Below are 12,242 nucleotides of genomic sequence, written 5' to 3'. Positions count from 1 at the left end.
CCGATAAGTTAAGCGACGAAATCCCCCGTTTCACCAGATACGGGGGATTTTTTATTTTCTGTCAGAATTAAACGGGACAAACAGATAATCCAGCGAGTGGCGTGTTTCACGAAAAAACGTATCCAGTTCAGGCTGCGCTTTTATCGCGCTGGTGGGAATGAAAATATCGCAAAACGCTTTCGTCGCTTCTCTGGGCCAACTCTTCGGTAAATGCAGAAAAAGCCACAAATAATCTTCTTCATACTCAATGCTATAAAAATCTTCCCAGCGAAGTATGCCCTGCTGATGAGATTCATAAAAAACAATCCCCTCGAAATAAAACGCATAACGCACGGGTTTCGTAAAAGTAACTTGCTTTGTTTTTGACTTAAAATCGTTAATTCTTCTGCTGATTAACAGGAACATTGATAAGAGGAGTGGCAACATTAATAGAAGAATTAACGTACTGATTGCGTTGAGTTTAAAGTCATGAGAAGGTTTCAACCATTGTGGGATCATGGGCAGTATAGCCAATAAGCCAGCGGTTCGAATTCCCCATTTAAACCCTTTAAAACGCTTTTTAATGTAACAGGTATAATGCTTAACGGCAGCGTTGAAGGCGGTTTGGGTGTAGTGGATTTGCACTGTGCCGAGGTAATGTGCGGTTTGTGGATCAAAGGGGCAAGGGGGGCTATTCATTCTACTCGCCAGGAGCGCTCACAGGCGCTTACGTCATCATTAATATATGCATTCAGGTAATCATTAAGATCTTTATAACGTGATTCCCCATTGCAGTCATAAACCCAGACCTCTGGCTCAACGGTACTATCTAGCCAAAGGAGAAAAACCATTTCATAACTGTAATCACTACCGGCAAAAAGTGACAGGCGATGAGAACGAAATAGTCCCAAGGCATGGTTATCCCAATTATCACTTGAAGCTACAGCATTCATTTTGATTTCATCAAGAAACGTATCTTCTATGTGTTCCTGCCAAAGCGTTTCCATGTCACTTATACTTAGCCAGCTTCCATGTGTAGCGCTTAACCAACGTCCACAATGTGCAAAACGCGCCTGCAACATAGGGCTGGCCTTCTGCCAGACACCGTTTTTCAATGTCGGGATCCGGCTATCAAACGCAGTGCTTGCAGGTTCAGGAACAACATTGAATGGGCCATCAAATGCTAACCTGGTATTTATCGCTTGCTGAATATGTTCCCTGATCATATTTCTCTCCGCGTTAGATCATTTCTGAGCCATTAATTTATGGCTTATGTCCCCACGTCCTGAGATAGTAGTTTTCTCGTAAAATGGTCAGTTCAGGGAAACGAGTTGCAGCTTCATCAACCAATGGTGGAATACGATTATCTTTAACTTCAATGAGCAACAAAATAGCCTTCCTTACATTCTCCATCTTTGATGATGCAAAAAGCGGTAATACCAACTCAACGAATCCTCGGCTTTCATTGAAATCAGGCGCCTTACTCATCGCCCACAATAATGTTTGCTGACGGTCATCAGTGATACGTTCGAGAAGCGGCAGAAAAGTATCATATTTATTATACTCTGTTTCTCGTATAGCAAAGACAGCTGAGGATAGAGTGTCATCGTCAAGTTCAGGCATTATTATTAACAGTGAATGAATATAATCCTCAATATTCACCACACTATCTCTACAGGCAAAACGGAGATCTTTAATAGCAATATCACGTAATTCATCTGGCATTGTAAAATAGAGTCGAAAAATATCTGCAGCACAAGAAACTTTTTTTTGGCGTAATCTTATGAATGCCTCTTCACACAATTCTTTATCATTCTCTGTGCGGCAAACATGTTCCCAAAGGGCAAAAGTTTCGGGTTCTATCTGTGGAAAACGGCATAGCGAGAATAAAATGGATCTACGTAAATCCGGGATTTTCTCAGTTAAAAACCACTCACGCAGTTGAATTTGCGTTCCTGGCAAACTTCTATCGAAACCCTTCATACTCATACCAGCAATAAAATCGTCCAGCCAGCGTTCATACCAGTTGAGGAAATTTTTATCATATATAAAATCAAACGGATAATCTTCATCACCATCAGTCAGCATTAACCTTCCGCGATACTGCCCCGTCACCACCAGGCAAATATCATAAGTACATCCCAGGGTGAGAATGGTCAATGCGCCGTCAAAAAAACTATATTCTTCATCATCTTCTGTACGGCCAGCATTCAACACATCAACATCCTGCTGCGTCATATAAAGCGGTACAGGGCTTTCTTTTGTTATATCGCCATAAATATCTGTACCGCCTAAAGATTCAAGACCGTAGGCATGTGCCGGACCGCCATTAGCGATATAGCGAAGAAAAATTCGATATTCCCGTGGCAAAGTGACGCTATGTTTTTTCTCCCAGGAAGCTATTTCCGCCTCGCTGGCAGGCTTCGGCCATTGATATTTCCAACCTTCAGAACCGAATAACTTACATTCAGGATCCAGTGCGGCAATGCGTGGGATTTTTTCTTTTATACGAGCAATCTGTACTTGTTCTTCGTTGGTAAGTTGCATCAAGCTATTCCTTTAGTGTGCTTTTACTAATCAGGATACGCTAGCCTGCAATCAGCTTACAGTACACTTTACTTCGTATGGTGCCGATGTCTGAAACCGTATTCATTCAGTAGATACTGAGTGCACAAAATAAAACGGGAGGCACCTTCGCCTCCCGTTTTATTTACCCTTCTTTTGTCGTGCCCTGCGCCCGCGTTACCGGCATTGGCAGCCAGGCGCGAATGGAAAGCCCACCCCGTTCGCTGGTGCCAAGCTCCAGCATGCCGTTATGGTTATCCACGATACGCTGCACAATCGCCAGGCCTAGCCCAGTGCCGCTAATGGTGCGCGCACTGTCGCCGCGGACAAACGGCTGGAACAGGTGCTTACGCTGTTCCGGCGCAATTCCCGGACCGTCGTCTTCCACCTGGAACCAGGCGCGATTCGGCTCCGTGCCGCTGCTGACTTTAATCCAGCCGTTGCCGTAACGAGCAGCGTTCACCACCATATTCGCCACTGCACGTTTGATCGACAGCGGGTGCATTTTCACTTCAATGCTGCCGGGGTAAAGCGCAGTTTCAATTTCCCGCTCATAGCCACTTTCGGCAGCAATCACCTCACCGAGCACTGCGTTGAGATCCGCCATTTCCATCGGCATCTCCTGCCCGGTGCGCAGGTAGTCGATAAACTGTTCAATGATGGCATTGCACTCTTCGATATCTTTATTGATCGATTCTGCCAGGTAGCCATCCTGCTCGCTCATCATCTCGGTCGCCAGACGAATACGTGTCAGCGGCGTGCGCAAGTCGTGGCTTACCCCTGCCATCAGCAACGTGCGGTCATCCGCCAGTTGCTTAACACCAGCCGCCATATGGTTAAAGGCGCGGGTAACGGAACGCACCTCCGAAGCGCCATACTCACGCAGCGGCGGCGGAATAATCCCCTTACCCACCTGCAAGGCAGCGTGTTCGAGATCGACCAACGGTCGGTTCTGGATACGAATAAATAGCCACGCCCCACCTATCGCCAATAGCATAATCGCCAACGTATAGCGGAACAGCGGGGAGAAATCGCCCTGATGAATTTCGGTCAGCGGCACGCGTACCCAGATATTGGGCGACAGCCAGGTTTTCAGCCAGACGACAGGCGAGCTTTTGTTGACCTCAACGCGTACTTCCGTCGGGCCGCCCAGTTGTTGCGCCATCTGATGGCTTAAGAATTCATAGTGTTGCGCCCAACGCAGCCCTGCCTCTTCGGCAGCTTCGTTGGAATAGAGAGAGATCCCCAGCTCACGGTAGATCTCCCGACGGAAAGCGGGAGGCACAACCAACTGCGTGCCGTCCTCCAGTTGCAGTTTGTCGGTCATCAACATACGCACTTCGTACGCGAGGACTTTATTAAACTGCTGGAGGCTCGGCAAAATCGCGAAGTTCAGCACCACCAGATAAGTCGTCACCAGGCTGACGAACAGCAAGGTGACGATGAGCAATAACGTACGGGCAAATGAACTTCGTGGCGAGAAGCGCAATCGCCTCATGCTTTAGAACCGTCCGGCACGAAAACGTAGCCCAGACCCCAAACGGTCTGAATGTAACGCGGATGCGCTGGATCTTCTTCCACCATGCGGCGCAGACGCGAGATCTGCACATCGATGGAACGTTCCATTGCGGAGTATTCACGACCACGGGCAAGGTTCATCAGCTTATCGCGGGAGAGCGGCTCACGCGGATGGCTAACCAGCGCCTTCAGTACCGCAAACTCACCGCTGGTGAGCGGCATCGGCTCATCTTCGCGGAACATTTCACGCGTACCGAGGTTAAGTTTGAACTTACCGAAAGCAATTACCGCCTCTTCCTGTGACGGCGCGCCCGGCAGTTCGTTGGCCTGACGACGCAGCACCGCACGAATGCGGGCCAGCAGTTCACGCGGGTTAAACGGTTTTGGAATGTAGTCGTCAGCGCCAATCTCCAGACCAACGATACGGTCCACTTCTTCCCCTTTCGCCGTCACCATAATGATCGGCATCGGGTTGCTCTGGCTACGAAGACGTCGGCAAATCGACAAGCCATCTTCACCAGGTAACATCAAATCCAGTACCATAAGATGGAAAGATTCACGAGTCAGCAGGCGATCCATCTGTTCTGCATTAGCGACGCTTCGAACCTGGAAGCCTTGTTCGGTGAGATAACGTTCCAGCAGCGCACGCAGGCGCATGTCGTCATCGACCACCAGAATCTTGTAGTTCTCTTGCATTCTTTGTACTCCCAAAGGTTCGCAACAATTTGTAAGCGTGTATTCTTAAAAAAGCTTACGTTCGTCACCAGCTAAATCTGGTATGAATTTCAGCCTAAATTGTTACAAAGCATATTAAACAGCAGCTTAAGTATACAATTTATTCGGCGAAACATTATTGATTCTGTTGATATGATCACGTTATACCCAATGTGCGCATTATCAAACAGACAAAGGGAATCAACGAGATGAAAACGCCCCTGGTTACCCGGGAAGGGTATGAAAAACTCAAACAAGAGCTAAATTATCTCTGGCGTGAAGAGCGCCCGGAGGTCACAAAAAAAGTGACCTGGGCTGCAAGTCTGGGCGACCGCAGCGAAAATGCTGACTATCAGTATAATAAAAAGCGTCTGCGTGAAATCGACCGTCGCGTGCGCTATCTCACTAAATGCATGGAAAATCTCAAAATCGTCGATTACTCCCCGCAACAGGAAGGCAAAGTCTTTTTTGGCGCATGGGTGGAGATTGAAAACGACGATGGCGTGACTCACCGTTTTCGTATTGTCGGCTACGATGAAATTTTTGGCCGTAAAGATTACATCTCTATCGATTCCCCAATGGCCCGCGCATTGCTGAAAAAAGAAGTGGGCGATCTGGCGGTGGTGAATACCCCTGCCGGGGAAGCGAGCTGGTATGTTAATGCTATCGAGTACGTGAAACCGTAAGGAAGAGTCTTAACCTCCTGCCGATGGCTGGCATTTTTGCCAGCCAGTCCGTATAACTATCCCCTGATTTTTGATCCGAAAAGATGAACTCAAACCATGATGAATGATTCGTTCTGCCGCATTATTGCGGGTGAAATTCAGGCGCGCCCGGAACAGGTTGACGCTGCCGTTCGCCTGCTTGACGAAGGGAATACTGTGCCGTTTATCGCACGTTATCGTAAGGAAATCACCGGCGGTCTGGATGACACGCAGTTGCGTAATCTGGAAACGCGTCTGAGCTATTTGCGCGAGCTGGAAGAGAGACGTCAGGCAATCCTCAAGTCCATTTCCGAGCAAGGCAAACTGACCGACGAGCTGGCGAATGCTATCAACGCCACCTTAAGCAAAACCGAACTCGAAGACCTCTACCTGCCCTACAAACCTAAACGCCGCACCCGCGGGCAAATTGCTATTGAAGCAGGACTTGAGCCACTGGCCGACCTGCTGTGGAACGATCCGTCGCACACACCAGAAGTCGCCGCTGCACAATATGTTGATGCCGATAAAGGCGTAGCAGATACCAAAGCCGCGCTGGACGGCGCGCGCTATATCCTGATGGAACGGTTTGCCGAAGATGCCGCGCTGCTGGCGAAAGTGCGTGATTATCTGTGGAAGAACGCGCATTTGGTTTCTACGGTGGTGAACGGTAAAGAAGAGGAAGGGGCGAAATTCCGCGACTATTTCGATCATCACGAACCGCTGTCAACGGTGCCTTCTCACCGCGCGCTGGCGATGTTCCGTGGGCGTAACGAAGGCGTACTCCAACTTTCGCTGAATGCCGATCCGCAGTTCGATGAGCCGCCAAAAGAGAGCTATTGCGAGCAAATCATCATGGATCACCTTGGCCTGCGCCTGAACAATGCCCCGGCGGATAGCTGGCGCAAAGGCGTGGTGAGCTGGACGTGGCGCATCAAGGTGCTGATGCATCTGGAAACCGAACTAATGGGCACAGTGCGTGAACGCGCGGAAGATGAAGCAATCAACGTCTTTGCCCGTAACCTGCACGATCTTCTGATGGCGGCCCCTGCCGGACTGCGTGCAACGATGGGCCTCGATCCGGGTCTGCGTACTGGGGTAAAAGTGGCGGTAGTCGATGCGACGGGTAAACTGGTGGCGACCGACACCATTTATCCGCACACCGGACAAGCCGCAAAAGCAGCGATGACCGTTGCTGCCTTGTGTGAAAAACATAACGTTGAACTGGTGGCAATCGGTAACGGTACGGCTTCCCGCGAAACCGAGCGTTTCTATCTCGACGTTCAGAAGCAGTTTCCGAAAGTGACTGCACAGAAAGTGATCGTCAGCGAAGCAGGCGCGTCGGTTTACTCGGCTTCCGAACTGGCGGCGCAGGAGTTCCCGGATCTCGATGTTTCGCTGCGTGGCGCGGTGTCTATCGCCCGTCGTTTGCAGGATCCGCTGGCGGAGTTGGTGAAAATCGATCCGAAATCTATCGGCGTAGGTCAGTATCAGCATGACGTCAGCCAGACGCAGCTGGCCCGCAAGCTTGACGCAGTAGTAGAAGACTGCGTGAACGCCGTTGGCGTCGATCTCAACACCGCTTCTGTCCCGCTGTTAACTCGCGTGGCGGGTCTGACGCGCATGATGGCGCAAAACATTGTGGCCTGGCGCGATGAGAACGGCCAGTTCCAGAACCGCCAGCAACTGCTGAAAGTCAGCCGTCTGGGGCCGAAAGCCTTCGAGCAGTGCGCAGGCTTCTTGCGCATTAACCACGGTGACAACCCGCTGGATGCCTCTACTGTTCACCCGGAAGCCTATCCGGTGGTGGAACGCATTCTGGCAGCAACACAGCAGGCACTGAAAGATCTGATGGGTAACAGCAGCGAACTGCGTAACCTGAAAGCGTCTGACTTTACTGATGAGAAATTCGGTGTGCCGACGGTAACCGACATCATCAAAGAGCTGGAAAAACCGGGTCGCGATCCGCGTCCGGAATTTAAAACTGCTCAGTTTGCCGATGGCGTCGAGACAATGAACGACCTGCAACCGGGTATGATCCTCGAAGGTGCGGTGACCAACGTCACCAACTTTGGCGCGTTTGTCGATATTGGCGTGCATCAGGACGGCCTGGTTCACATCTCTTCATTGTCGAACAAGTTTGTGGAAGATCCGCATACCGTGGTGAAAGCGGGCGACATTGTGAAGGTGAAAGTGCTGGAAGTGGATCTTCAGCGTAAACGTATCGCCCTGACTATGCGTCTGGACGAGCAGCCTGGCGAAACCAACGCCCGTCGCGGCGGCGGTAATGAACGTCCGCAAAACAACCGCCCGGCAGCCAAACCACGCGGTCGTGAAGCGCAGCCTGCCGGTAACAGCGCGATGATGGATGCGCTGGCGGCGGCAATGGGCAAAAAACGTTAAACCTCCTGATTGGCCTACGGTTCGAATTTGCACAAGATCGTAGGCCAGATCAGGCGTTCACGCCGCATCTGGCAATAAACGCCATGCCTGACATAAAAATGCCGGAGAATATCTCCGGCATTTTTATTCCACAACGAAACTCACACTATATTTCGTCAATATTTATCACTTCATTAACAACTGAAACCTTAATTAAACATTAACCCGCCCTGATAATTCGCCATTCGAATTATATTTTCGCTGCGATATAACCTTGAGCCACATCAACATTCACGCAGATTATTATCTAAACCAACATTCGCACACATTTTAAGTATTGCTGATAGAAACCATTCTCATTATCATTGTGTTGTTGATTATTTAATCTCTCCTTCGTTGGCAAATCATCTGGTCTCATGTCGCTGTCAAACGCCCCATGAGGTAGTTATCCAGTTAATGAGAAACAAGTAGGCACCTATGCAATACACTCCAGATACTGCGTGGAAAATCACTGGCTTTTCCCGTGAAATCAGCCCGGCATATCGCCAAAAACTGCTTTCTCTTGGCATGTTACCTGGCTCCTCTTTTAATGTGGTGCGCGTCGCTCCACTTGGCGACCCCATTCATATCGAAACCCGTCGTGTGAGCCTGGTATTACGCAAAAAAGATCTGGCCTTATTAGAAGTGGAAGCGGTTTCCTGTTAATACGGTGATAACAACAATGAAAAAATTAACCATTGGCTTAATTGGTAATCCAAATTCTGGCAAGACAACCTTATTTAACCAGCTCACTGGCGCACGTCAGCGTGTAGGTAACTGGGCTGGCGTTACCGTCGAACGTAAAGAAGGGCAATTCTCCACCACCGATCATCAGGTCACGCTGGTGGACCTCCCCGGCACCTATTCTCTGACCACCATCTCATCGCAGACCTCGCTCGATGAGCAAATCGCCTGTCACTACATTTTGAGTGGCGACGCTGACCTGCTGATTAACGTGGTGGATGCGTCTAACCTTGAGCGTAACCTGTACCTGACGCTACAACTGCTGGAACTCGGCATTCCCTGCATCGTGGCGCTGAACATGCTAGACATTGCCGAGAAGCAAAATATTCGCATTGAAATTGATGCTCTGTCGGCGCGTCTTGGCTGCCCGGTGATCCCGCTGGTTTCAACTCGTGGTCGCGGTATTGAAGCGCTCAAGCTGGCGATTGATCGCTATAAAGCTAACGAGAATGTGGAACTGGTGCATTACGCACAGCCGCTGCTCAACGAAGCAGATTCACTGGCAAAAGTGATGCCTTCCGACATCCCGCTGAAACAACGTCGCTGGCTGGGCCTACAAATGCTGGAAGGCGATATCTACAGCCGCGCCTACGCCGGTGAAGCGTCGCAGCATCTTGATGCCGCCCTCGCCCGTCTGCGTAATGAGATGGACGATCCGGCGCTGCATATTGCCGATGCGCGTTACCAGTGCATTGCTGCCATCTGTGATGTGGTAAGCAACACCCTGACGGCAGAACCCAGCCGTTTCACCACTGCGGTAGATAAAATCGTGCTCAACCGTTTCCTCGGTCTGCCGATTTTCCTCTTTGTGATGTACCTGATGTTCCTGCTAGCTATCAACATCGGCGGGGCGTTACAGCCGTTGTTTGACGTCGGCTCCGTGGCGCTATTTGTGCATGGTATTCAGTGGATTGGCTACACGCTCCACTTCCCGGACTGGCTGACTATCTTCCTCGCCCAGGGCTTGGGTGGCGGTATTAACACCGTTCTGCCACTGGTGCCACAGATCGGCATGATGTACCTGTTCCTCTCCTTCCTCGAGGACTCCGGCTATATGGCGCGTGCGGCGTTTGTGATGGACCGTCTGATGCAGGCGCTGGGCTTGCCCGGGAAATCCTTTGTACCGCTGATCGTTGGTTTCGGTTGTAACGTACCGTCGGTAATGGGCGCACGTACGCTTGATGCACCGCGTGAACGTCTGATGACCATCATGATGGCACCGTTTATGTCCTGCGGCGCGCGTCTGGCTATCTTCGCCGTATTCGCGGCTGCCTTCTTCGGGCAGAACGGTGCGCTGGCGGTCTTCTCGCTGTATATGCTCGGTATTGTGATGGCGGTGCTGACTGGCCTGATGCTCAAGTACACCATCATGCGCGGTGAAGCGACGCCGTTTGTCATGGAGCTACCGGTCTACCATGTACCACACGTTAAAAGCCTGATTATCCAGACCTGGCAGCGTCTGAAAGGTTTCGTTCTGCGTGCTGGTAAAGTGATTATCATCGTCAGCATTTTCCTGAGCGCTTTCAACAGCTTCTCTCTGAGCGGGAAAATCGTCGATAACATCAACGACTCGGCGCTGGCTTCCGTCAGCCGGGTGATCACCCCGGTCTTCAAGCCGATTGGCGTACATGAAGATAACTGGCAGGCAACTGTTGGCCTGTTTACAGGCGCAATGGCGAAAGAAGTGGTGGTGGGTACGCTCAACACCCTCTACACCGCAGAAAATATTCAGGACGAAGAGTTCAATCCGGCGGAATTTAACCTCGGTGAAGAGCTATTCAGCGCGGTAGATGAAACCTGGCAGAGCCTGAAAGACACCTTCAGTCTTAGCGTACTGATGAACCCCATTGAAGCGAGCAAAGGCGACGGTGAAATGGGTACCGGAGCGATGGGCGTGATGGATCAGAAATTTGGAAGCGCAGCAGCTGCTTACAGCTACCTGATTTTCGTTCTGCTGTATGTACCGTGTATCTCGGTGATGGGTGCTATCGCGCGTGAATCCAGCCGTGGCTGGATGGGCTTCTCCATCCTGTGGGGGCTAAATATCGCTTACTCGTTGGCAACATTGTTCTACCAGGTCGCCAGCTACAGCCAGCATCCAACCTACAGCCTGGTATGCATTCTGGCGGTTATCCTGTTTAACATCGTGGTTATCGGTTTGCTGCGTCGCGCGCGTAGCCGGGTCGATATCGAACTGCTGGCAACACGCAAATCGGTAAGCAGTTGCTGTGCAGCCAGCACCACTGGCGATTGCCACTAAGGATACAGCAATGGCTTCGCTCATTCAGGTGCGTGATTTGCTGGCATTACGGGGCCGTATGGAAGCGGCCCAGATAAGCCAGACATTGAACACTCCGCAACCCATGATTAACGCCATGCTGCAACAGCTGGAAAGTATGGGCAAAGCCGTGCGGATTCAGGAAGAACCTGACGGCTGCCTCTCTGGCAGTTGTAAAAGCTGCCCGGAAGGCAAAGCCTGTCTGCGTGAGTGGTGGGCGTTACGTTAACCTTGTTTTACTGCCTGTTTTGAAAGCCCGGTATGCGTTTGCAACCGGGCTTTTTTGCGTGCGGCTTTCCATAATAATGCAACTCTTGCAGTACAACGTAAGTTCCTCTGAAAGCGTCTCGCAGGGATGAAAACTCGCTAATGCACAGGTGTGGAGTGGCGCGTAGAGTCGCGGCATTCAAACAACAGGTGAAGGAACGCCATGAGCAAAAAGCAGAGTTCCACCCCACACGATGCGCTGTTCAAACTCTTTTTACGCCAACCGGACACGGCACGCGATTTTCTTGCGTTCCATTTACCGGCACCTATTCACGCGCTCTGTGATATGAAAACCCTCAAGCTGGAGTCGAGCAGCTTTATTGATGACGATCTGCGTGAAAGCTATTCCGACGTGCTGTGGTCGGTGAAAACGGAACAAGGACCGGGATATATCTATTGTCTGATTGAACATCAAAGCACCTCAAACAAACTGATCGCATTTCGCATGATGCGTTACGCCATTGCCGCAATGCAAAATCACCTGGATGCCGGATACAAAACGTTGCCGATGGTGGTGCCATTGTTGTTTTACCACGGCATTGAAAGCCCCTATCCCTATTCACTGTGTTGGCTGGATTGTTTCGCCGATCCCAAACTGGCCAGACAGCTTTATGCCTCTGCATTCCCGCTGATTGATGTCACTGTCATGCCTGATGATGAAATCATGCAGCACCGACGTATGGCGCTGCTGGAGTTAATCCAAAAACATATACGTCAACGCGACCTGATGGGGCTGGTAGAGCAAATGGCCTGCTTATTAAGTAGTGGATACGCTAATGACAGACAAATCAAAGGGCTGTTTAATTACATACTGCAAACTGGCGATGCAGTACGTTTTAATGATTTTATCGATGGTGTGGCCGAACGTTCACCGAAACACAAGGAGAGTTTAATGACTATTGCGGAAAGATTGCGGCAAGAAGGGGAACAATCCAAAGCCTTGCATATAGCCAAAATAATGCTTGAATCCGGAGTCCCTCTTGCGGACATCATGCGTTTTACCGGGGTGTCAGAAGAGGAGTTGGCTGCGGCGAGCCAGTAAAGTTCTGTCTCGC

Annotated in this window: 11 protein-coding genes; 6 read left to right on the top strand and 5 right to left on the bottom strand. The window is 50.5% G+C overall.

The annotated features are described in order from the left end of the window. Positions 1-51 precede the first annotated feature (51 nt). The 5 genes from AACU19_RS23125 to ompR form a co-directional block, all read right to left on the bottom strand. The gene (locus AACU19_RS23125) at positions 52-678 is read right to left on the bottom strand and encodes a hypothetical protein (RefSeq protein WP_105271512.1); all 627 of its coding nucleotides are present in this window, start codon (positions 676-678) and stop codon (positions 52-54) included. Further along, positions 675-1,205, bottom strand: coding sequence for a hypothetical protein (locus AACU19_RS23120; RefSeq protein WP_105277453.1), 531 nt, complete (start codon positions 1,203-1,205; stop codon positions 675-677). Before AACU19_RS23120 ends, AACU19_RS23125 begins: the two co-directional genes overlap by 4 nt. 37 nt (positions 1,206-1,242) lie before the next feature. Next, positions 1,243-2,526: an SMI1/KNR4 family protein gene (locus tag AACU19_RS23115; protein ID WP_032185310.1), complete on the bottom strand. Its 1,284-nt coding sequence runs from the start codon at positions 2,524-2,526 to the stop codon at positions 1,243-1,245. Between the two features lie 163 nt (positions 2,527-2,689). Beyond that, a complete protein-coding gene (envZ, locus tag AACU19_RS23110) occupies positions 2,690-4,042 on the bottom strand; it encodes a two-component system sensor histidine kinase EnvZ (protein ID WP_001253705.1) in 1,353 nt (450 codons plus the stop codon). Further along, positions 4,039-4,758 carry an osmolarity response regulator transcription factor OmpR gene (gene ompR / locus AACU19_RS23105; RefSeq protein ID WP_001157751.1) on the bottom strand — a complete coding sequence of 240 codons (720 nt, stop codon included), beginning with the start codon at positions 4,756-4,758 and terminating at the stop codon, positions 4,039-4,041. Before ompR ends, envZ begins: the two co-directional genes overlap by 4 nt. A gap of 227 nt (positions 4,759-4,985) precedes the next feature. Between ompR and greB the strand changes: the two genes are divergently transcribed. The 6 genes from greB to rpnA all read left to right on the top strand — a co-directional run bounded on the left by greB (position 4,986) and on the right by rpnA (position 12,229). Next, positions 4,986-5,462 (top strand): transcription elongation factor GreB, encoded by a 477-nt coding sequence (greB, locus tag AACU19_RS23100; protein ID WP_000856744.1) that lies wholly within the window; start codon positions 4,986-4,988, stop codon positions 5,460-5,462. 96 nt (positions 5,463-5,558) lie between these two features. After that, positions 5,559-7,880 carry a Tex family protein gene (locus AACU19_RS23095; protein ID WP_000980750.1) on the top strand — a complete coding sequence of 774 codons (2,322 nt, stop codon included), beginning with the start codon at positions 5,559-5,561 and terminating at the stop codon, positions 7,878-7,880. Positions 7,881-8,336: 456 nt separating this feature from the next. Further along, a complete protein-coding gene (feoA, locus tag AACU19_RS23090) occupies positions 8,337-8,564 on the top strand; it encodes a ferrous iron transporter A (protein ID WP_001200455.1) in 228 nt (75 codons plus the stop codon). Between the two features lie 16 nt (positions 8,565-8,580). After that, positions 8,581-10,902 carry a Fe(2+) transporter permease subunit FeoB gene (feoB, locus tag AACU19_RS23085; RefSeq protein WP_000737014.1) on the top strand — a complete coding sequence of 774 codons (2,322 nt, stop codon included), beginning with the start codon at positions 8,581-8,583 and terminating at the stop codon, positions 10,900-10,902. Between the two features lie 10 nt (positions 10,903-10,912). After that, complete coding sequence (gene feoC, locus AACU19_RS23080; protein WP_000157586.1) at positions 10,913-11,149, top strand: [Fe-S]-dependent transcriptional repressor FeoC; 237 nt, start codon at positions 10,913-10,915, stop codon at positions 11,147-11,149. 201 nt (positions 11,150-11,350) lie between these two features. Beyond that, a complete protein-coding gene (rpnA, locus tag AACU19_RS23075) occupies positions 11,351-12,229 on the top strand; it encodes a recombination-promoting nuclease RpnA (RefSeq protein WP_069913701.1) in 879 nt (292 codons plus the stop codon). The last annotated feature ends 13 nt before the right edge of the window (positions 12,230-12,242 follow it).

Origin of the sequence: Escherichia sp. MOD1-EC4550 (genome assembly GCF_963876935.1) — a bacterium.
GTDB classification, from domain to species: Bacteria; Pseudomonadota; Gammaproteobacteria; order Enterobacterales; family Enterobacteriaceae; genus Escherichia; species Escherichia coli_F.
Note: the sequence above shows the minus strand (reverse complement) of the source record. Positions and strands in the feature narration are given on the sequence as shown.

What these genes read in the sequence shown, in the direction of transcription:
- feoC (WP_000157586.1), top strand. Translation starts at nt 10,913, where the DNA reads ATGGCTTCGCTCATTCAGGTGCGTGATTTGCTGGCATTACGGGGCCGT.
- rpnA (WP_069913701.1), top strand. Translation starts at nt 11,351, where the DNA reads ATGAGCAAAAAGCAGAGTTCCACCCCACACGATGCGCTGTTCAAACTC.
- greB (WP_000856744.1), top strand. Translation starts at nt 4,986, where the DNA reads ATGAAAACGCCCCTGGTTACCCGGGAAGGGTATGAAAAACTCAAACAA.
- AACU19_RS23095 (WP_000980750.1), top strand. Translation starts at nt 5,559, where the DNA reads ATGATGAATGATTCGTTCTGCCGCATTATTGCGGGTGAAATTCAGGCG.
- AACU19_RS23115 (WP_032185310.1), bottom strand. Translation starts at nt 2,526, where the DNA reads ATGCAACTTACCAACGAAGAACAAGTACAGATTGCTCGTATAAAAGAA.
- AACU19_RS23125 (WP_105271512.1), bottom strand. Translation starts at nt 678, where the DNA reads ATGAATAGCCCCCCTTGCCCCTTTGATCCACAAACCGCACATTACCTC.
- feoB (WP_000737014.1), top strand. Translation starts at nt 8,581, where the DNA reads ATGAAAAAATTAACCATTGGCTTAATTGGTAATCCAAATTCTGGCAAG.
- ompR (WP_001157751.1), bottom strand. Translation starts at nt 4,758, where the DNA reads ATGCAAGAGAACTACAAGATTCTGGTGGTCGATGACGACATGCGCCTG.
- envZ (WP_001253705.1), bottom strand. Translation starts at nt 4,042, where the DNA reads ATGAGGCGATTGCGCTTCTCGCCACGAAGTTCATTTGCCCGTACGTTA.
- feoA (WP_001200455.1), top strand. Translation starts at nt 8,337, where the DNA reads ATGCAATACACTCCAGATACTGCGTGGAAAATCACTGGCTTTTCCCGT.
- AACU19_RS23120 (WP_105277453.1), bottom strand. Translation starts at nt 1,205, where the DNA reads ATGATCAGGGAACATATTCAGCAAGCGATAAATACCAGGTTAGCATTT.